The 18,778-nt window shown below is 69.0% G+C and carries 17 protein-coding genes and 3 pseudogenes; 10 read left to right on the top strand and 10 right to left on the bottom strand.

The genetic code is table 11. From position 1 onward, the window contains the following. Window positions 1-57: 57 nt before the first annotated feature. The 3 genes from FBY35_RS38065 (at window position 58) to FBY35_RS18750 (ending at window position 2,418) form a co-directional block, all read left to right on the top strand. A complete protein-coding gene (locus FBY35_RS38065; RefSeq protein ID WP_399208435.1) occupies window positions 58-552 on the top strand; it encodes an LLM class flavin-dependent oxidoreductase in 495 nt (164 codons plus the stop codon). Between the two features lie 287 nt (window positions 553-839). Continuing rightward, on the top strand, window positions 840-1,295 hold the full coding sequence (locus FBY35_RS18755; RefSeq protein ID WP_142215191.1) for a hypothetical protein: 456 nt from the start codon (window positions 840-842) through the stop codon (window positions 1,293-1,295). 67 nt (window positions 1,296-1,362) lie between these two features. Next, window positions 1,363-2,418 carry a DUF6292 family protein gene (locus tag FBY35_RS18750; protein WP_142215190.1) on the top strand — a complete coding sequence of 352 codons (1,056 nt, stop codon included), beginning with the start codon at window positions 1,363-1,365 and terminating at the stop codon, window positions 2,416-2,418. Between the two features lie 4 nt (window positions 2,419-2,422). Here the strand turns inward: FBY35_RS18750 and FBY35_RS18745 are convergent, their stop codons facing one another. After that, entirely contained in the window at window positions 2,423-3,442 is a 1,020-nt protein-coding gene (locus tag FBY35_RS18745) for a DNA polymerase thumb domain-containing protein (RefSeq protein ID WP_142215189.1), read from the bottom strand. 171 nt (window positions 3,443-3,613) lie between these two features. On the opposite strand from FBY35_RS18745, the gene FBY35_RS36455 reads away from it, so the two are divergent. After that, window positions 3,614-3,811, top strand: a complete 198-nt coding sequence (locus FBY35_RS36455; RefSeq protein WP_186357014.1) for a hypothetical protein — start codon at window positions 3,614-3,616, stop codon at window positions 3,809-3,811. A gap of 719 nt (window positions 3,812-4,530) precedes the next feature. Here the strand turns inward: FBY35_RS36455 and FBY35_RS18735 are convergent. After that, window positions 4,531-4,722 carry a hypothetical protein gene (locus FBY35_RS18735; RefSeq protein ID WP_142215188.1) on the bottom strand — a complete coding sequence of 64 codons (192 nt, stop codon included), beginning with the start codon at window positions 4,720-4,722 and terminating at the stop codon, window positions 4,531-4,533. A 104-nt stretch (window positions 4,723-4,826) separates the two neighbouring features. Here FBY35_RS18735 and FBY35_RS18730 point away from each other — a divergent pair, with 104 nt between their 5' ends. After that, entirely contained in the window at window positions 4,827-5,609 is a 783-nt protein-coding gene (locus tag FBY35_RS18730; protein WP_222123147.1) for a DUF6585 family protein, read from the top strand. 302 nt (window positions 5,610-5,911) lie between these two features. On the opposite strand, the pseudogene FBY35_RS38060 reads toward FBY35_RS18730, so the two are convergent. The 5 genes and pseudogenes from FBY35_RS38060 to FBY35_RS18710 all read right to left on the bottom strand — a co-directional run. After that, window positions 5,912-6,214, bottom strand: a pseudogene (locus FBY35_RS38060) (ISAzo13 family transposase); the annotation flags it as partial. Then, window positions 6,142-6,309 (bottom strand): annotated as a pseudogene (locus tag FBY35_RS38055) (PQQ-binding-like beta-propeller repeat protein); the annotation flags it as partial. The pseudogenes FBY35_RS38060 and FBY35_RS38055, both read right to left, overlap by 73 nt. Continuing rightward, complete coding sequence (locus tag FBY35_RS18715; protein WP_160159286.1) at window positions 6,233-6,601, bottom strand: PQQ-binding-like beta-propeller repeat protein; 369 nt, start codon at window positions 6,599-6,601, stop codon at window positions 6,233-6,235. The pseudogene FBY35_RS38055 and the gene FBY35_RS18715, both read right to left, overlap by 77 nt. Window positions 6,602-6,839: 238 nt before the next feature. After that, a pseudogene (locus tag FBY35_RS38050) lies at window positions 6,840-6,928 on the bottom strand (site-specific integrase); the annotation flags it as partial. Window positions 6,929-7,152: 224 nt separating this feature from the next. Beyond that, window positions 7,153-7,587, bottom strand: a complete 435-nt coding sequence (locus tag FBY35_RS18710; protein ID WP_142215185.1) for a helix-turn-helix domain-containing protein — start codon at window positions 7,585-7,587, stop codon at window positions 7,153-7,155. A 109-nt stretch (window positions 7,588-7,696) separates the two neighbouring features. Between FBY35_RS18710 and FBY35_RS18705 the strand changes: the two genes are divergently transcribed. Then, a complete protein-coding gene (locus FBY35_RS18705; RefSeq protein ID WP_142215184.1) occupies window positions 7,697-8,287 on the top strand; it encodes a flavodoxin family protein in 591 nt (196 codons plus the stop codon). A 666-nt stretch (window positions 8,288-8,953) separates the two neighbouring features. On the opposite strand, the gene FBY35_RS18700 is transcribed toward FBY35_RS18705, so the two are convergent. Further along, window positions 8,954-9,688: an alpha/beta hydrolase gene (locus tag FBY35_RS18700; RefSeq protein WP_142215183.1), complete on the bottom strand. Its 735-nt coding sequence runs from the start codon at window positions 9,686-9,688 to the stop codon at window positions 8,954-8,956. 412 nt (window positions 9,689-10,100) lie between these two features. Here FBY35_RS18700 and FBY35_RS18695 point away from each other — a divergent pair, with 412 nt between their 5' ends. Continuing rightward, window positions 10,101-10,952 (top strand): hypothetical protein, encoded by an 852-nt coding sequence (locus FBY35_RS18695; RefSeq protein ID WP_142215182.1) that lies wholly within the window; start codon window positions 10,101-10,103, stop codon window positions 10,950-10,952. A 578-nt stretch (window positions 10,953-11,530) separates the two neighbouring features. Here the strand turns inward: FBY35_RS18695 and FBY35_RS18690 are convergent. Then, window positions 11,531-12,613: a DUF5937 family protein gene (locus FBY35_RS18690; protein WP_142215180.1), complete on the bottom strand. Its 1,083-nt coding sequence runs from the start codon at window positions 12,611-12,613 to the stop codon at window positions 11,531-11,533. A 146-nt stretch (window positions 12,614-12,759) separates the two neighbouring features. On the opposite strand from FBY35_RS18690, the gene FBY35_RS18685 reads away from it, so the two are divergent. After that, on the top strand, window positions 12,760-14,025 hold the full coding sequence (locus FBY35_RS18685) for an MFS transporter (RefSeq protein ID WP_260848719.1): 1,266 nt from the start codon (window positions 12,760-12,762) through the stop codon (window positions 14,023-14,025). Between the two features lie 49 nt (window positions 14,026-14,074). Here FBY35_RS18685 and FBY35_RS18680 read toward each other — a convergent pair whose 3' ends face one another. Continuing rightward, window positions 14,075-15,268: an RNA-guided endonuclease TnpB family protein gene (locus tag FBY35_RS18680; RefSeq protein ID WP_142215178.1), complete on the bottom strand. Its 1,194-nt coding sequence runs from the start codon at window positions 15,266-15,268 to the stop codon at window positions 14,075-14,077. Between the two features lie 50 nt (window positions 15,269-15,318). Here FBY35_RS18680 and tnpA point away from each other — a divergent pair, with 50 nt between their 5' ends. After that, window positions 15,319-15,747, top strand: a complete 429-nt coding sequence (tnpA, locus tag FBY35_RS18675; protein ID WP_142215177.1) for an IS200/IS605 family transposase — start codon at window positions 15,319-15,321, stop codon at window positions 15,745-15,747. Window positions 15,748-17,367: 1,620 nt separating this feature from the next. Further along, window positions 17,368-18,660, top strand: coding sequence for a hypothetical protein (locus tag FBY35_RS18670; protein ID WP_142215176.1), 1,293 nt, complete (start codon window positions 17,368-17,370; stop codon window positions 18,658-18,660). Window positions 18,661-18,778 lie beyond the last annotated feature (118 nt).

The following is an 18,778-nucleotide window of genomic DNA, read 5'->3' as shown; positions in this document are numbered from 1 at the left end:
CCGAGAGGCGCGGCTTCACCCGCTACGGGGAGACCGAGCACCGACTCCATGCCCGGCGTGTCCTCCTGCAGCCCCGCCGTCCGGCTGGCCCGGCTGACCGCGCACACCACGCGGCTGCGGCTCGGGGCGGGCGGAGTGATGCCGCCCAACCATCCCCCACTGATCGTCGCCGAGCAGTACGGCCTGCTTCAGGCCCTCGCCCGGGGCCGGATCGACCTCGGTCTGGGCCGCGCCCCGGGCACCAACCAGGCTCCGATTGCACGAGTGGAGATGGACGTCATGACACAGCTGTCCCGCTACGAAGTCGACGTCCCGATACATCACTTCACCGACCAGACCCGGCGCGGTCTGCACGTGTTCACCGGCCCGGCCACTGGCCCCAGCGAGGCGCTCCCGCCCGGCACCAACCTGCTCAGCAGCCCGGACAACGCAACTGTCCGTCTAGCTGGGAGGTCGGCTCGGTGTTCCCACCACCGCCGGCCAGGCCCCAGCGATCCGGCAGTACGTCCTGGAGATGCCGTGCGTCACATTGGCGCTGGCTCGGTGAGGTGAGGGGCTGGCGCCTGAGTTCTCGCGAGTCCGGCGCCACGGAGCGGGATCGGTGGGCACGCAAACGGCCGGCGCCCAATCCGCCGAGGCGGGTGGCAAGGGCGCCGGCCAACCGAAAACACACACTCCGCGGGAGAACCCGAGAGGCGTATCTCGTCATCGAGTGTATCCGCACGACACGGCGGTACGGGCCTGCTTGCCGAGGATGATGTAAAGGTGGTATTGTTTTCTCGTTGGTGTGCGGTGGCAGCACGCCAGCACCGAAGACACCCCACGCAAGGAGCAGCCCCATGCCCGTCTACCTCACCCGGCGCGATGCCGACACCCACGTCCAGGAACTCGAGGCCCCCGCCGTCAGCGACGCCGCCGACCGAGCCGCCTTCGACAGCGCGCACCTGGCCCGGCCCGCCACCGCCGCGGCTACCGAACTCGCCGAGCTCGCCCGCGACCTGGCCGACGCCGGCGTCACCGTGCAGTGGCACCCCGACGGTCTCGTCCTGCGGGACTTCGCCTCGGGCCCGGGCGACACCGCCGGTATCCGCGTGCGCACCACGCGCCGCGCCCCGCACCCCGCACCCCTGTATGTCGTCACCGCCGTGGCCCTGGTCCCGCTCACTCACGCCGCGGGCGTCCTCGCCTACCTGAAGACGCTCATCGATGCCGCCGCTCGCGGCTGCGAGGGATGCAGAGCCGAGCCCGGCGAGCCGTGCCTGCCGAACTGCCTGCCGGCCCCCTCAACCACCTGAACCTCCCGTTCCGGGCGGGGCGCTGACACCGGCGCCCTGCTCGCCCCGTGATGGAGAGACGAAGAAGATGATTCGCGCCGGACGCCTGAAGTACGCGCAGACCATGGCCGACCTGGCCGCCCATCTGGGCGTGCCGCTCGGCACCTTCCGCAACAAGAGGCCGCACACCCAGGAAGGGCACCCGGCCCCGATCAGCTCCCCTGACTCGCGGGCGTTGCTGTGGGACAGCGAGCAGACCGCCGCCTTCTACGCCGGCAAGCCCGTCCCGGCCCTGCCGGACGTCGACAGCGACGAGGACCTGTTGGACCGTCACGAGGCCGCGGCCGTACTGGGCGTGGCGCCGGGCAGCTGGAACAAGTACAAGAGCGACCCGAAGCTGTCCGAGCACGTCGTCCTGGTCCCGGCCGGCGAAGGCGGCACCGAGCACTGGCCGCGGCACATCGTCCGTAAGTTCAAGGCATCCCGGCCCGGCCGCGGCGCCGGTGGCGGCCGCCGCGCCGGCAGCGGCGACATGATCCCGCGCGATGAGATCCTGCCCCGGATCGCCGAACTGCTCGACGACAACCGGGCAATCACGCTCACCGAAGCCGCGGACACCCTGGGCATCGCGAAGTTCCCCACCGCCCAGGCCGGCCTCGCGCAGGTGCGCGGCCGGCGGATCGCCGACCTGGTCGAGGCCGAGCCCGCGCTCACCCCGCTCGAGGCCGCCGAGCGGCTCGGCTACCCCACCGTCACCCACCGCGGCGCCGTGGCGATCGCCGAGGCCGAGCTGCGCACCCGCCGGGCCCGCCCGTACCTGCAGCAGGTGGCCGACGCCCTGGCCGAGGCCGGCGTAGCCGAGCCGGTCCAGGTCGAGGTGCGGCAGCTGGCCGACGAACACCTGGCGGCGGCGCTCCCGCTCACCGCCGGGCAGCCGTCGCCGGCACTGGTGTGGGACGAGCGGTTCGGATGGCGCACTGCGACCAGCCGGCGCCACCCGATCGGCAAGGACACCGACAGCGCCCCGGAAGGCGAGGGCATCCGCTACCTCGGCAGCAGCATCCGGCCGAAGCCGGCCGAGCTGCTCGAGGCGCTTGCCGACGGCCGCAAGGGCTCCAAGCGTCCCAAGGCCTTCAGTAGCTGAGGGATCAGCCGGTCTGCGGGTAGCTTGCTGCAGGACCCACGGTGCCGGAGCCGAAGCGGGCGTTGAGCTCATCGACGGCCCGCTCGGCACGCAGCCGGTGCTCCCGGCCGGCATCGAAGGAGAGCTGCTCGGCGACCGCAGCCGCGTCCAGCAGCTGCTCGCAGCGCAGGGCGACCGCCCGCACCCGGGCACGCTGCAGACCCAGGGCCCGGTACATCTCGTACGCCGCGTCACGCAGATCGTCTGTGTGCGCGGACGGGCCGCCGGGCAGCTGGCGGCTGCGATGGATCTGGGTACGGTCGGCGAAGGTCACCGTCAGCGTCACGGCCCTCGCCGCCTGCCGGCGATTCCGCAGCCGCTCCCCGAGCTCGACCGCCAGTGACAGCAGCGCGGCCCCCACCAACTCCGGGGCCAGGGTGTCGGTCGGGAAGCGGCGCTGCGCGGCCGCGCTGTGCGGCAGGTCGGCCGGCATCACCTTCCGCCGGTCGACGCCGCGGGCACGCTCGCGCAGCAGTCGGCCGGACTTCTCGCCCAGCACCCTCTGCACCGTCGCCTCCGGCAGGCTCGCCAGCAGTCCGATCGTGTGCACCCCGTAGGTGGTCAGGGTGCGTTCCTGGGCGCGGCCGATTCCGTGGAGCTCGCCGACCGGCCGCGGATGGAGGAATGCCGCCACCGCTTCCGGACTGGAGCCGACCGCGCGCACCCCGCCCGGCCCCGGCTCCCGCGACGCCATTGCAGCGATCGTCCAATTCGGCCCCACACCGATCGCCACCGGCAGCCCGTACAGAGCCAGCGCCCGAGTCCGGATCATGCGGGCAAGCTCGGCCGGATCCCGGTCGAAGAACCGCACGCTGCCGGAGACGTCCGCCGCCAGAGCGGCCGGCGGCAGGGCCTGTACCACCGGCGTCACCTCGCCTGCCAGGCGGAGCAGCAGCCGGTACAGCTCGGGATCCACGTCCATCGGGCAGCGCAGATGGAGGATCGGCGAACCGGCCCCCACGGCCTGGTCGTGCTGCTCGTCCATGACGACACCTCCCACCCTCACCGTACTCGAACAAAAATCGAACGCACATCGTTCGCGGCAGCCCCTACAGGGGCTTGCCCACCGACATCCCAGACTTGTCCAACCACACGCCCCGAGACTTGCTCAGCCGCCTGAACTGGAACAACGGCGGACGGGTACAAATGTACCGGTATGGGACGCATCCACTGGTCCGCCATCGTCGACCGCGCCCGGGACATCGTGACCGGCTACGGGGAGCTGGGCTGCACACTGCGCCAGGTCCACTACCGGCTCGTCGCCGAAGGCCTCATCCCCAACACCCGCCCACCTACCGGCGCCTGTCCTCCCGACTCGCGCAGGCACGCCGCGACGGCCACTTCCCCGACCTGATCGACGCCCTCCGCGAAGTCCACGTCCTCCCGGCCCGGGGCCGACGCCCGCGACTTCCTCGCCGACGTCCCCGACTGGTTCGCCCTGGAACGAACCGCCGGCCAGAAGACCGCTCTGTACGTCGCGGCCGAGAAAGACACCCTGCGCCGCATGTCCACCGACTGGCTCGCCGACCTCGGCACCCCGGTCCTGGTCGTACGAGGCTTCAGCTCGCAGTCCTACGTCGACATCGCCCGCGCGCGCCGCCGGCGAACCGCGCCCTGCAGTCCTGCTCTACATCGGAGACTTCGACTGCTCCGGCGACGACATCCGACGCGACTGGGTCGCACGCACCAACTGCTGGGCCAAGATCGAGCGAGTTCTCCTCACCCGCGAGCAGACCCTGACCTACGAACTGCCGCGGCCGAAGGGAAGCGCGACGACCCGAGCTGGCCGGCCTTCGCCCGGCCGGTACGGCTTCGACATCCGGCAGCCCGTCCAGTGGGATGACTTCCCCGCCAGGGGATCGTCAGCACCTGGCCAGGGCAGATGATCCGGGCCCCGCCTGGTGGCGCACCGACCCGGGCGGCCGTCCCGTCGCATGGCCCCGCCGGCCGACGCCACGCGACCGGCTCCGCGGGGTTGGGCTCTGGGTGAGCCGTCAGCAGGTCAGGACCCCGGCCCCGGATTGGCCGACCGGGCAGCGGGAGAAGGTAATTCCCGTATCCGGCACGCCTGTCTTACGACGGAATGAGTTCGACCAGCGGACAGGAGTACAGAACCTGCCCCGGGAGCCGGGTGCGCTGGCGGGCGGCGAACTTCTCAGCGACGACTTCGGCGCACACGTCGCAGCGGCGGCCGGTCGCCCACATCACCCCGCCCTCGCAGTCCAGGTGTCCGCCGCACGGCGGACGGCTGCCGGACGGGAACATGCAAGCCGCTTCGGCACCAGGTGATCACCGTGATTTTCGGCGGGGCGCTGCGGGCGGCGCTCAGCTGTCTCAGAATGTCGGTACGTCGAAGGGGTGGAGGGGTTGTGGGGGACCAGGCATGGCTTGACGAGGAGTTGGGACGCCGCGAGCGGGTTTTCGCTCACGTCGATCTGGGTGGAAAGCCCCCGGCCGAACGGCGAAGAGCCGCTGCCACGCGTACAGCCGTGGTGGCGTGTGGTGTCTTCCTGATATTCGGCCTGGTCCTGCTCGGAAGGGGAAGTTCGCTGCTTTTCGCGGGCAGCGTAGCGGGCCTGGGCATCGGATTGATCGCCTGGATGTGGGTCCACACGAGCCGGTTGATCAAGTGGGAGACGTCGAACCGCGTGGAGGTCCACGCGAACGGGCTCATCGACTACTTGGGCAAGGTCCCGCGCGTGGTCTTTTGGGAGGAAGTCGTCGAGTACCGCACGAGTAGAGATACAGCAACCATTAACGGGGTCACGTACTCCGCCAGTACCATCACCCTACGCAGGGAGGACGGGACGGACTATGCGCGCGGTATCGACGGTCTCGTAGCGAGTGGCGAACTGGTGTCGCTTGTCTCGGAGAGAGTCACCGAGGCACGGTTGCCGGGTGCGCTGGAGACCGTACGCGCCGGAGGCACGGTCGTCTTCGGAAACCTCGCGCTCGACAGCCGAGGAGTCCACCACGGCGGGAGGACCCTCACCTGGGAGCAGGCGCAGAGCCTGGTGCTCCACCCGCGCCACGTCGCCATCAGGGACACCCACGGCGAGGAATGGGTCAGCGAGCCGATTGACGCGATTCCCAACGCCCATCTGTTCGTTACGCTCGCCAAGCAGCTGCCCGGGGAGCAGAGCAGTCACTGACCCCCGCGCCGACGTCGTCCTCCCACAGCGGTCGCGCAAACCGCGCTGGCAGCGGAGCAGACCGGCACGCCTGCCCTGCGATGAGTTCGGGCTCGCCCCGACCTCGGACTGGCGAACCGCCGGCTTCGTCTTCAACGAGATGACCGGCGTCATAACCCGCAGTCAGGGCCTCTGTCCGGATCTTGTCCACGGCGCAGAGGCGGGCGAACTCTATGCCGTACGTCTTCATCGCGACCGAGTCCCGGGTCGGGGTGCTGCTTGCCTTCGAGCGTCTTGGCGTTGCTCTGCAGGCTGAAGCCCTACTCGCGCAAGGGACCGCCAACCGTATCCGCAGAGATCCTGTGGCCTGGTCGGGTCAACTGCCCGGCGAGCTTGCGAGTGGACTTGGTGGTCCAGCGCAGGGGCGACATGGGATCTCCCCGGACATCGGGCTCGACCAGTGTGAGAAGCGCCTTGCGGACGGCCGGGTTCTGGTCGCCTTCTGCTCTCCGGTGACGGCGTCCAGTGCGTACAGGCCGCCGCCGTCCTGGGGCGCGACACTCGCGTACACCACCCCGCCGGCGACCGTGGGACGAGCCAGCACCGTGCCGCCGGAGAACTCCCAGCGCTGCTGTCCGGGGGCGCTATCCACGGCACACAGGCCGCTGAGGGTGCCGATGTAGACGCACCTCCCGTCCACTGTGACGGGCGAGGTAGTCAGGGAACCGGTGGTAGTCCGCCACAGCTGCTTGTCCGGTGAGCGCATCCATCGCGTACAGGTGACCGTCGGGGGGCTTGCTGCCGAAGTACACCACCCCGCCGGCCACCGTCGGCGCCGACAGACCGTTCCAGTACTGCTCGGTGGAAAACTGCCATTCCTGCCGCCCGGTTGCGGCATCCAGGGCGTAGATCTCTGAATTTCCGGTGACGTACACCACACCGTCCACCACGGTCAGACCCGTCGTGTCCCCAATTCGCAAACGCCACCGCTGCCTGCACGCGCCGGAACTCACAGACGTACCCCCGCCTCCGCCTCGCGGCCGCGAACCACACGACCGGTCCGGGCTTATCCCGCAGGCTCTCCCAAAAACCGGAGCAGCGGAAGGCCACGGCTCCGCGGCGACGCACCGCTACTTCCTCAGCGGCCGCGTCCCCTCGAGGCGCGAAAGGGCGACGCAGTGTCAAGGGACAGGCCGTACGAGGAGAATGGGGCTGGCACAGTCAGCGCTGAAAACGATCAAGGAACGAGACTCATCGGCTGCCACCGCCGGGAGCGAGCTGCTCGTCAGCTCGGAGATCGCCTCTGGGGACGGCTTGAAGTAGCGGCGGACGTCTCCGGGCTACGTCCGGTTGTGGCTGTGCGAGCTGCGGGGGCTAGCGCAGGCCCCGGGCCCGGGGCCTGCGCGTCAGTTGGGGCTGACGCTCTTGCCCCTCGGGGGCGGGGGCGCAGGTCCGGTGGTGGGGGAGTGGATCCCTGCTGCAGTCTGGGGCTTTCGCCCGGGACTCGGCGGCGGGTGGGGCGGTGCTGGGCGGTGGGCCGGTGGCGGCGCTGTGCCCTCGGCTGTCAGCGGCTGCCATGGGTTTTGTGCGTCTGGTCGTAGCGCTCCCGTGCGGCGAGCACCTGGGGCATTCGGCCTTCCAGGAGGTGGATGAGGTCCAGTAGCCGCTCGGCGACTTCGTGGCCCAGTGGGGTGAGCTCGTAGTCGACCCGTGGTGGGTTCGTTGGCTGCGCCTCCCGTTGTACGAGGCCATCGCGCTCGAGGTTTTGCAGGGTCTGGGAGAGCATTTTCTCGCTGACGCCGTCGACCCGGCGGCGCAGCTCGTTGAAGCGGAATGTGGCGTCGTGCAGCGCCCCGACCGTGAGGCTGCCCCAGCGGCCGGTGACGTGCTCCAGCGTGCCGCGCGAGGGGCAGTTGCGGGAAAACACGTCAAAGGCGAGGCCATCGTCCGGACAGGCTCCGCTGCTCTCTTCCTGGGTACTGGTCTCGCTGGTCTCCATACTGCAACCATACTAGCGCACAGTGCTAACGGGAGGGTTGCGCTTTCCGAAAGTTAGTGTTTCTCTGGGGTCCCCAACGACGAGCACATCGCTTTCGAGGAGCCTCTACATGACCACGCCTGTTGTCTCGATCGCCTACCACTCCGGCTACGGCCATACCGCCGTGATCGCCGAGGCCGTCCGCGACGGAGCGTCCGCCGCCGGTGCCACCGTCCACCTGATCAAGGTCGACGAGATCGACGAGGCCCAGTGGGAGCTGCTCGACGGCTCCGACGCCATCGTCTTCGGGTCACCCACCTACATGGGGACCGCCTCCGGCGCGTTCCACACGTTCGCCGAGGACTCCTCCAAGCGCTGGTTCACCGATGCCTGGAAGAACAAGCTGGCGGCCGGCTTCTCCAACTCCGGTTCCAAGAGCGGCGACAAGCTGCACACCCTGCAGTACTTCGCGACGCTTGCCGCTCAGCACGGCATGCACTGGGTGAACCTCGGACTGAAGCCCGGATGGAACTCCACGGAGGGCTCAGAGCACGACCTCAACCGCCTCGGCTTCTTCTTCGGCGCCGGTGCCCAGACGAACTCCGACGAGGGTCCGGAGGGCGTGCACAAGGCCGACATCGCGACCGCGCAGCACCTCGGCGGCCGGGTTGCGGAGACCGCTCGTACATTCATCGCAGGCCGGGCGGCCGTCGCCGCCTGACGCCGTACCCGGCCGCACACAGCGGAAAAGCCCGTCACCGAGGCCGAGGTGACGGGCTCTTCCCTATGTAACCGTCCTACGCCCTTGACACCCCGGATAAGGTGCGGGCCTGGCGGCGGGATCGCCGTAGGGGCACTGTGCCGGGGCCTTCTCGCGGCGTAGTTGGGTGTCGTGGGAGCATCCCGAGACTGGCGAGACGTGCACGGGCATTGTCACCAGGTGGCTGCTCGGCGAGAGGACCGAGTCGGCCCGTCACACGGTGATCCCGTTCGGATGGCAGGAACCGGTCGTGATGGTGCTGGAGCCCCGAGCGAAGCCGACGGCAGGCCCGTGGAACGTCGTCTACGGGCCGGAGATGTCCAGCCCGGTGAGGGCTACTGGTATCTGCTGATGCCCGTATGGCTCAACTGGCCAAGTAGCCAGGCCTGCGGCCCCGGGGGTGGCGCAGGGCCCCGCCCCCGGGCCGTGAAAGGAAAACGCAACCGCCTGTTGCGCCCACTTGAAGCACTGCAGAAATCGAACTGGTCATGGCTTCGGGCAGCGTGGGCCCCTGCCGAGTTGGCAGGGGCCACGCACAAGCAGCAGAGGAGCGCCGGGACCTTCCCCCGGCGAGCAGCATCCTGGTCAGCGCGGCTTACTGTCTGCTGGCGGCCTGACGGCCCGGCTTCACTTCAGGTGCCGGGTGAAGAACTGGGCCGCGGCGTTCCCCGCGAACTGCGGGACGCCGGTGTGCCCGCCCATATTGGCGTGCAGGGTCTTCTCCTTGGAACCGAAGGCGTCGAACAGGTCCAAGGCCGCTTGCCGGTCGTTCCCTTCATCGTCCCACTGCAGCAGGACATGCAGCGGAATGGTGACCTGGCGGGCCTCCTCGAACATGGCGCGAGGCACGAGACTCCCGGCGAAGAGACCGGCGGCCGCGATGCGCGGCTCGACCACCGCAAGGCGAACGCCGATGGAGATCACTCCCCCCGAGTACCCGACAGGGCCGCCGATCTCGGGGAGCGACAGGAGGGCGTCCAAGGCGGCCCTCCATTCCGGGACCGACTTTTCGACGAGCGGGAGGATGAGGGCGTCGATGATCTCGTCGCCGACCGGCTCGCCGGCCTCCATGGCCCCGCGCAGGGCGGCGCGGGCCTGCTCGGCGGCGGGCCAACGGGGCCGTTCACCGCTCCCGGGGAGCTCGATGGTGGCCGCGGCGAAGCCGTCCGCCGCGGCGTGCCGGGCCCGCCCCGCCAGCCGGGGGTACATCTTGCGCAGTCCGAGCGGGGGGTGGCCGAGCAGGATCAGCGGCACCGGTGCGGACGCGGATGTAGGCGTCCACAGGATGCCGGGGATCTCACCGAGGGTGAATTCGCGCTCGAGGACACCGTCGTCGAGACGCTGCTCAGAAGTGAAATGCATGGTCGTGCCTTTCGGGAGTGCACTGAACGGCGCTCCCGGACGACCTACCGCCCGACCGTGACCCCGGAGGGGAGCACCCATGTCGATATTGCGTTCACGGGTACCACCTCCTCAATCTCTCGCACGGCTTCCGGAAACGTAACAGCGGTCGCGGTGGTCCGCCAAACGGGTTCGTGCGCGAGGTCAGTGGCCGATGCCAAGGAGTCGGAACACCACGCAGAACTCCTTGGGCTCGCGCACACGCCGACGAGAGGAATTGCGCAGAGGACGCGCAGCCCGATTGTGCATTGCGCAGCCGCGATGGACGATGCGTAGCCGGTCGCCCAACGGGCCCGCATGCGGTCGGCGGGGGCAGGGCGCCGGTACCTCTGTGAGCGCGTCCATTGTCAGTGCGGTGCGCTTCACTGTCGCCATGGAGCTCACGCAAGCGACCGTCGACGAACTGCTGGCCCAACTCGATCCGGGGGACGGCTACATGTACCTGCACAGCGACCTGGACCCGCAGGACCTGACCGACTTGCTCGGCAGTAGGTACGGTGCCCCGCGGACCCTCGTTCTCGACGGCTTCACCGATCCGACGGTCGACGAGTCCAGGGGCGCGGCTCTCCTCGTTCCCTTCGAGGACCGGGCCGTGACGATACGGGTGTGGGCGTACGGGGATCAGTGGGTCGGCACGGGTACGGCTCGGGACGCCGAGGGGACCGAGCGGCCGGTGCTGGTGGTCGTTCACAGGGAGGTGCCCGAACCCTTGGAGGTCGCTTCCGACGAGGACGAGGACGTCGACTGGGTGGAGCGGCTCATACGGATCACCGGCTGGACGCAGCCCGCCCAGCGGCCGGACGTGGACTGGGCGGAGGTGGAGTCGCGCCTGGGCACCGCGCTGCCGAGCGACTACAAGCGCATGGTCGAGACGTTCGGCGAGGGCGCCTTCGACGGATGGCTGACCCTGAACCAGGAGCCGTGGACGGACCTCAGGGAGGACGGCCTGGTCATCTGGGCGGGCACGGAGCACGAGGATCTGTACTGCTGGAGGGTCGACGCCGACGACCCCGACCGTTGGCCCGTCGTGGTCCGGTCCTTCGACGGCGAGGACGTCCCCTTCGGCTGCCAGGCCGCGGAGTTCGTCTGCCGCATCCTCATCGACCCGCACCACCCGTTCACGATGGCCCGCTATTTCGACACCCATTGGTTCATGAACTACCGGGAAGCGGCTGACCGAACCCCGCCGCCAACGGCATCCGCGGCCCCGTTGGCGGCGCCCTAGGGGACCAGGGCAGCTTCCCCCGCCGCTGCCTCTCCGAAGAGAGCATGGCCACCGTCTCTGCCACCGCCGGCACCCAGGCCCTCCCCGGCACTACCGAGGGCTGATCCCCTCCATCACGGCAGGGGGACACGATCGACGAAAACCGCTCAGTTGTGATCACCTGCCGTTTGCGGCCCGGCACCTTCTTGCCGCCGTCTCAGCAGGGCGCAGACACGGCGCAACTGGGCCTGCGCGACTGGACGGACTCGGTCCCGGTGGTGGGTCGTGACCCGGCCGGAGACGATCACCGGAAGGTGCGGCGGAGGTCGATGAACGAATAGTCGACTCGCTCGGTCCCCGGAACTGGCACACTCCGCTGGGGCCGGCACAAGGGGCCCGGGGTCCCTCCCCATGAGCTGCCCGAGCGGGTCCGGTCCGAGGCTGAGGGACGGGCTGAGACCAACTACTGAGGTTTTCGGTTCGGGTGGTGATCTTGCGGATGGGTGTATCCCGATGGGGGCTGTCTGACCGCGAAGCAGCCCGGCAGCATGGATGCGTCGCCGACGGTATCGCCGTCGGCGCGCTGCTGCAGTCGGCCGTTACCGCAGCACGGCTTCGAGCAGGTCGATCCCGAGGCGGGCGCTGGTGTCGAGGTCGAGTTCGTACAGTACGTAGCGGCCGCGGCGGCGCGTGGTCAGCAGTCCGGCTTTCTTCAGCACTGCCAGATGCCGGGATACCGCCGGTGCGCTGAGTTGCCAGAATGCCGCCAGTTCGCCCGTTGTGTGCCCGCCGCGAGACAGGGTGCGGCACAGGCGGATCCGCACCGGGTGTGCGAGTGCCTCGAGGCGCCGCTGCACCACCTCTGGCGGGACCGGATGCGGCAGGCCCGTTTCGGTGGCGGGGTATTGCACCACGGGTCGCCAGCCTGGTGAGAAGACGATGGTCAGGTGGGGCCGGCCGTGGATGCTCGGGATGAAGGTGACACCGTCCCCGTCAGCGCTGGTGCTCACGTCCTGGAGCTTGTCAATGACGATGCGATGCCGTGTCTCGTCGAGGGTGACGGCGCTCGACACAGCGGCCATTGCCTTTGCCGGGCCCTGCCGAATCAACAGGTCGGTTTTCTGCCGGGCGTCGGCGGTGAGGAAGTTACGGATGCGCTGCCAGGTGTCGGCGAAGAAGGCCTCCTCGCAGTCGTGCAACAGCCGCCGCACCCAAGCACGCACGGCGGGGGGATCCGCGAGAAGGAGCTCTGCGAAGGCCGCCTGCTGTGGCCCGCGAGCACGGGCGATGTCCAGAGCGAGGTGCCTGGCCGCCGGGTCCGTGAGGGGGGAGGGCATCGGGTGGATGGGGGCCGAGGCTCGCTGAGAGGTGAGCGCGGCGGCAACGTACGCCTCGTCTTCGATCCGGTCGATGGCGTCCAGTTCGTCGGCCAGCGTCAGGCCGGGGCGGCCGGGGATGAGGAAGTCGGCGCGTGCGGAGCGCCAGAGGGTTTCCGCTTCCAGCAGCCGGTCGGCGAGCTCGGACTCGAGCAGGGCCGCCGTGGCGACGGCCCAGCCGCTCAGCGCCGGGTGGTGACCGGGCTCGGACAGAACGTGCAGCATCGCGGTCAGTTCACCCAGCGGTGAGGGCGCGAAGCGGATGCGTTCGGGCGGCAGACCCGCGATGTCAATGGTCACGCTCATCACGCCATCGTTGCAGCCTTGCCGGGCGGGGTCCGGCGGATTATCGCTGACGGTCAATCGTCAGGCCCGACGGCTGGCGGGCGCGCATCGTGGCGGCCATGAGCGCTGAACGGCACAAAACCGATGAGAATTGCGGGTGGTAGCCAGTGGCAGACATCCGGTTGCGGACACGGGGACCCACCGAGCAACCCCCAACGCGCCCCACGCTGGCCGCACTACTCCGGGCCTCCGGTGGTGGCCGGTACACCTCGGCTCTGGCGGTAGACGCTCTCGCTGCGGGATTGCTGAGGCCCTTCCTGCTGCTGTACGGGATCAGCGTGATGCGCCTGGATCCGGGAACCGCCGGGCTTGCGCTGTCCATCGGGATGTTTGCGGGTCTGGGGGCGGTCCCGCTGACCGGCCGGTGGATCGACCACGGCGCCCGCACTGCCCCGGTGGCCGCAACGCTACTGGTCCGGGTCGCGGGTACGGCCGTGCTGCTGGCGGCCACAGGGCCGCTCGGGTTCACCGCGGCGGCGGTGCTACTGGGCATCGGCAACCAATGCTGGCCAACCGCCCACGCGGCGATGGTCGCCGCCCTGGCGGACGACCGGCATCGGGACGCGGCTCTGGCGGCCGGCAGGTCGCTCCGCAACGCTGGTCTGGGGGTGGGCGCGCTGATTGCCACCGTGGCGGTGACCGCCGGCACCGGCGCACTGCGGGGCGCGGCGGTAGTAACGGCACTGGGCTACCTCGTGGCGGCGGCCCTGGTGTGGTCCATGCGAGTGCCCGTTGGGTCCGTGGGGAACGAGCGCCAGGACATCTCCGACGGTGATGGCGGCAGCGGTCTGGGCCATGTCGCCGTCCTTGGGATCGCGAATCTGGCATACGCATTCTGCTACGACGTACTCGAAGTGGCGTTGCCCGCACTGCTGTTGACTCACCTGCATGCCTCCCCGTCCTGGTCAGCAGGCATCTTCGTGGGCAATACCCTCATGGTTGTGGTTACCCAGGTGACGGTGGTGCTGTGGCTCGCGCGACGATCGAGGCGAATGGTGCTGGCCGGCTCCGGGGTAGTGCTCGCCGTGTCCTACCTCGGATTCTGGGCTGCGGGCTCGCTCGGCGGGCATGCGGGCACAGCGGCATTGGCCGCAGTGGCGGTGCTCTACACAGCTGGAGAGATCCTCTACACGGGCAGTGGCACCGCTCTGGTGATCGCCACGGCCTCACCGCACCTGTTGGGACGGGCACTCGCCCGCTGGCAGCTGTCCACCGGCATCGCCCGGTCCATGGCACCCGCGGCGCTCACTGGGCTGCTCGAGGTCGGTCCGGGACTGCTGTGGGGTGTCCTGGCGGGCACCACCATGCTGGCAGCTGTCGCCATACGATGGGGGACTCCTGCCGACCACACCCCACGCGGATACGGGGACTGAGCGGCATCGTTGGTCGTGACTCCTCCCCCTCTAAACGGGGGGCTTCTCGCTATGCCGGGTTGGCGTCGCGTCGGGCCAGCCCGGCCCGTAGAACGTTGGTGGCTCCCACTGTGTCCGCGTGCGCGCTGTGGCCGCATGAGACGCAGTGGAACTTCTCCTGGGTGGGCCGGTTCTCCTTGACGGTGTGCCCGCATGCGGGGCACCGCCGGGAGGTGTTGCGGGAGTCCACCGCCATCACTTCCCGTCCGGCGCACTCTGCCTTGGCGTTCAGGACCGCGAGGAACACCCCCCATCCGGCATCGGCGATCGAGCGGTTCAGCCCGGCCTTTGCCGCAGCTCCGTTCGGGGCGTAGGTGCCGTCCTCGTTCGGACGCGGCTCGGGGGCCTTGCTCATGTTGCGGATCTTGAGGTCTTCGTGCGCGATGAAGTCGTGTTCGCGCACGAGGTCAAGCGCGGTCTTGTGTGCGTGGTCGAGCCGCTGACGGCGCACTTTGCGGTGCAGCCGGGCAACCTCCTCAACGACCTTGCCGCGACGTTTGGAGCCGCGCTTGCACCGGCTGAGCGCCTGTTGAGCTGCTCCGAGTTTCGCGGCGGCCTTCTGCCCGTGACGCGGGTTGGGCACGAATCCGCCGCCTGAGTCGGCGAGGAAGTTGGCTAGGCCCATGTCGATGCCGACCACGCTGCCGGTCCGCGGCAGCGGCTCGGGGACGGTCTGCTCGGCGGTCAGGATCACATACCAGCGGCGTCCTTCGCGCTTGACGCTGATCGTTTTGACTGTGCCGACCACGGGCCGGTGCTGGTGCACCTTGACGTGCCCAACACCTTGGAGGCGTACGCGGGTAACGGGGTCGTGCGCAGTGGAGTCCCAGCGGCAGCCGTCGCCGTCCTTGGGGAAGTCCACGGTGTCGAAGCGGGCCGCTCCACGAAAGCGCGGGTATCCGGGCTTGTCTGCGGCCTTGATGCGGCGGAAGAACGCGGCGAATGCCTTGTCCAACCGGCGCAGGGTCGCCTGCTGGGAAGAGAACGACCAGCGGCCCTGACATTCCGGATCGCATGCCCGGATCTCCTTGAGCTGCGCGGACTGCTGCCCGTATCGGACCGTGGTCTTCGAGGCGTGTCGGTAGGCGTTGCGGCGTTCCTGCAAGGCGCCGTTATAGAGCGAGCAGTGATCGCGCAGCATCTCGCGAAGAGCCTGGTCCTGGCGGACGGTGGGCCGCAGGAGGAACTTGTACGCGCGGATCATCCAGCCCACCCCCTTCGGTCGAGTCCACTTGATCATACTACGCTTGGTCTATGTCACCACGCTGGGAACCAAACCCCGATCTTCGCCGAGGACGTCACGTCATCTACCACCTGCATGCCCATCTGGTCTTCGTCACCAAATACCGGCACGGCGTCTTCACCGACGAGATGCTGACCCGTTGCGAGGAGATCATGCGCGACGTGTGCACAGGCTTCGAAGCCGACCTACGTGAGTTCAATGGCGAGGGCGATCACGTCCACCTCTTGGTGCACTACCCGCCCAAGGTCGCCCTGTCGAAGCTGGTCAACAGCCTCAAGGGCGTCTCTTCCCGGTACCTGCGACAGGAATACACCGGCACGATGAACCGGGCAATCATGCACGGCCACCTCTGGGCACCGTCCTACTTCGCCGGATCATGCGGCGGCGCACCACTCCAGGTGGTGAAGGACTACATCGAGAACCAGAAGCGGCCCGCCTGACCGTCACCACGGAGCCGGAGGGAACTCCGGCCCTTCGCGCCTCCGGGCCAGGGATCGCATTCCCTCCCGGCCTGAAGGCCGGGATTCCCTGCGAAGATCAGGGATGGACAGCAGAGGACGGGCGGTCGGCTCAGGGCCGTCGAGGGGTGGCGTGACCATGCTGATCCCGGGAAGCGAGCATCCCGCACCGGCGCGCCACGCGGGACGACGCGTGGAAGCTCAGTTCTCCTGCATGAAGTTTGCCGCGCAAACCGGTTGACGCAACGCGGGCGCGCAGGTCGATCTGCCGGTCAGCGGCACTGCGGCTTCGTTCGCGCTGGTCATGCTGGGGTATTACGCCGTCGGTGTCGGGCTGAGAATGCACCATGCCATCATCCTGGGCTCTCTTCTGGTGACCGGGGCAACTGGCCCAGCCGCAGCGTGCCGCGCTGCTCCGGTTGACGATGCTGCCCCGGTACGGGATTCACCCTGGAGGAAGCCGCGACAGTTTCGGGCTACGGTCGGGACCGGGCGCTGCGGGAACTGGAGCTGCTCATCGACGCGGGCGCGGTTGTCTCACTGGCGCGGTTGTCTCACCGGCTGGCGAGGCGTCCGCACACGCCGCTCTCTACGCCCTGCCCCACCTCACCTACCTTTACGCCCGCGACCAAGCCCCTGTCCGGCCGGAGCCTCTGATGTGGCGTGGAGGTGCGCTATCAGGAGCGTAGCTGCTTCCCCGGCAAGCCTACGGCGTGGGCTTGCAGCGGCCCCGTGCCGTCGGTCGGCGGCTCGCCCGGAGACAGACGTAATGGGCAACTTCGGTGGACGGGGCGGCCGGATGGCGGCAACGTCACGGTGCCACGGACATCGTGTGCAGCATCGGGGAGCCTGGTTTCGGGCGATGGCTGGGCGGCCGATGGGCGCCGACCGTCGGAAGTACGCTCAGAGGTCGTTCTGTGAGCTTTTTCCGCGACCCCACCCGCAAACTCTCACTGCCGACCGTCGAGCGCCTGCCTGTCCACATCCCTACCGACCGGCTCCGCGTCTGCTCGACCGGTCCGACGCCGCGATGGCGAGGTTCGTCGTCGCGCTCGTCGCCATCCACGGCCTCGGCCGACGCGAAACCCGCCACCTTTCCTTACCTCCCTCGCCCTCTCAAGCGCCTGAGGTCCGGCGAGATCTGAAGCACACCCTCTACCCCGATTCCGCAGACAACGGGGCAACTACGGTCGAGCGCTACTGACATCCGAACGGGGACCCACGGCGTCGTGACCGCCGTGCCCCTCGCCGGCAACGCGGAGCGTGAGAGGCGGCCCAACAGCGGCCTACATTGTCGCCCTTGTGGCCGGGGGTAGGTGACGTCATAGTGTCAATGGTGAACTATGGCCGTTTCAGCGAGCGCCGTTCCGTCAAGCGTGAGATCAGGGCACTACGGGCGCGCTTCGACGCGGGCGACAGACGCGTGGCGTACAGGCTGGGTGAATTGCTGGCAAAGCTGGGCCGCAGTGATGAGTTGCGGGCCCGGCCGACGCGGGCGACAGTTGTGCGGCCGAGCATCTGGCGCGTCTGCTGGCAGCGCAGGGTCGGATCGATGAACTGCGCGATCTTGCTGACACCAGCGACTCACACATCGTCTCCCAGTTGCTGCACAGCACGCTGGCGGCGCAGGGCCGCCTCGACGTACTAGAGGCCCGCGCCGAGGCCGGAAACTATTACGCCGCCGGGAAGTTGGTGAGCGCGCTGGTCGACGCTGGACGCTTCGACGATGCCGTCGCGGTAGAGGCACGTTTCGATGCGGTCCACACATCTCCCGACGCAGGTTTTCTTCTCGGCCTTCTCGTCGGCCTGCTGATCGACCGCGGCCGGGTGGAGGAGGCTCTCGACATCCAACGGGCCCGTGCCGACGCCGGCGACAGCGACGCCGCCGATCGACTGGCTTTCCTGCTGCTGGAACACGGCCGTCTCGACGAGCTGCGGAGGCGTGCCGACGCCGGCGACAGTGACGACGCCCGGGAAGCGGCCTGTGATGCCCTGGCCCGCATGCTGGCGGAGCAGGACTGTGTGGAGGAGTTGCGGGCCCGGGCCGACGCCGGGGACAGTTACGCCCGCGACTGCCTGATCTTTCTGCTCCAGGAGCGCAGTACGGGAGACTTGCGGGTCCTTGTCGACAACGGTGACACGTACGCCGCCGTCGCACTCGCCCGTCAGCTGGAGAATCCGCGCAGTGACCGCGAGGTGTCCGCGTTCATCGATCTGCTCGCCGAGCGTGGCAGTATCGACCAATTGCGCGCTCTCGTCGGCGAATCCGATCTCGCTGCTTACAGACTGACCCGTTTGTTCACCGACCAGGGCCGTATCGACGACGCCATCGCCGTATGGGTCGCCCGCACCGAGGCGCGGCCCGACGACCACGCGCCTGCCTACCGGCTGGCCGAGATGCTTGCCGAGCATGGCCGGATCGACCAGCTGCGGGCGCGCGCCGACGCCGACGACGTCTACGCCGTTTTCCGGCTGGTCGATCTCCTGGCCGAGCAGCGACAGGTGGACGAGGCCATCACCCTCCTCCAGGCCCACCCCCACAGCCCCGACAGACTCGTCAAGCTGCTCCTCGATGAGGACCGCATCGACGATGCCGTCGCCGTCCGACGGGCTGCCGCCCGAGTTCCCGGCGCCCGGGAATCAAGCGACCAGCAGATGGCTCGCGTACTGGCGGAACTGGGCCATTTCGATGAGCTGCGCGCGGCACTGAAGAACGACCTGCACGGGGACTTCCGGCTGGCCCACCTCCTCGTCCAGCTGGGTCGCGTCGAGGAATTGCGTTTCTTCCCCGACACCGGGGACGTGGCCGAAGAGCACCGGGAGGTCCAGGACGCTCCCCCCTCCAGGGACGCGGACGCAACGGAGCCGCCTTTCGTCTCCGACGCCGGTCGCTGACGCCTCGGCAAGAAGGGCTCATGGCCGCGACGTCCGAGTGCGTCATGCCCTGGGCGCGGCGGCGGACCGTGCGGCTGCCTTACGCCGGAGGATGCGTGCACGCGGCACGCTCACGCCC

It is taken from the genome of Streptomyces sp. SLBN-118 (assembly GCF_006715635.1).
Classification (GTDB): domain Bacteria; phylum Actinomycetota; class Actinomycetes; order Streptomycetales; family Streptomycetaceae; genus Streptomyces.
Note: the sequence above shows the minus strand (reverse complement) of the source record. Positions and strands in the feature narration are given on the sequence as shown.

Excerpts from the sequence above, each read along its gene's own strand:
- FBY35_RS18710 (WP_142215185.1), bottom strand. The coding sequence starts at position 7,587 with ATGGAGACCAGCGAGACCAGTACCCAGGAAGAGAGCAGCGGAGCCTGT.
- FBY35_RS18690 (WP_142215180.1), bottom strand. The coding sequence starts at position 12,613 with ATGAGCGTGACCATTGACATCGCGGGTCTGCCGCCCGAACGCATCCGC.
- FBY35_RS18755 (WP_142215191.1), top strand. The coding sequence starts at position 840 with ATGCCCGTCTACCTCACCCGGCGCGATGCCGACACCCACGTCCAGGAA.
- FBY35_RS18700 (WP_142215183.1), bottom strand. The coding sequence starts at position 9,688 with ATGCATTTCACTTCTGAGCAGCGTCTCGACGACGGTGTCCTCGAGCGC.
- FBY35_RS18745 (WP_142215189.1), bottom strand. The coding sequence starts at position 3,442 with ATGGACGAGCAGCACGACCAGGCCGTGGGGGCCGGTTCGCCGATCCTC.
- FBY35_RS18750 (WP_142215190.1), top strand. The coding sequence starts at position 1,363 with ATGATTCGCGCCGGACGCCTGAAGTACGCGCAGACCATGGCCGACCTG.
- FBY35_RS18735 (WP_142215188.1), bottom strand. The coding sequence starts at position 4,722 with ATGTTCCCGTCCGGCAGCCGTCCGCCGTGCGGCGGACACCTGGACTGC.
- FBY35_RS36455 (WP_186357014.1), top strand. The coding sequence starts at position 3,614 with ATGGGACGCATCCACTGGTCCGCCATCGTCGACCGCGCCCGGGACATC.
- FBY35_RS18695 (WP_142215182.1), top strand. The coding sequence starts at position 10,101 with ATGGAGCTCACGCAAGCGACCGTCGACGAACTGCTGGCCCAACTCGAT.
- tnpA (WP_142215177.1), top strand. The coding sequence starts at position 15,319 with ATGTCACCACGCTGGGAACCAAACCCCGATCTTCGCCGAGGACGTCAC.
- FBY35_RS18705 (WP_142215184.1), top strand. The coding sequence starts at position 7,697 with ATGACCACGCCTGTTGTCTCGATCGCCTACCACTCCGGCTACGGCCAT.
- FBY35_RS18680 (WP_142215178.1), bottom strand. The coding sequence starts at position 15,268 with ATGATCCGCGCGTACAAGTTCCTCCTGCGGCCCACCGTCCGCCAGGAC.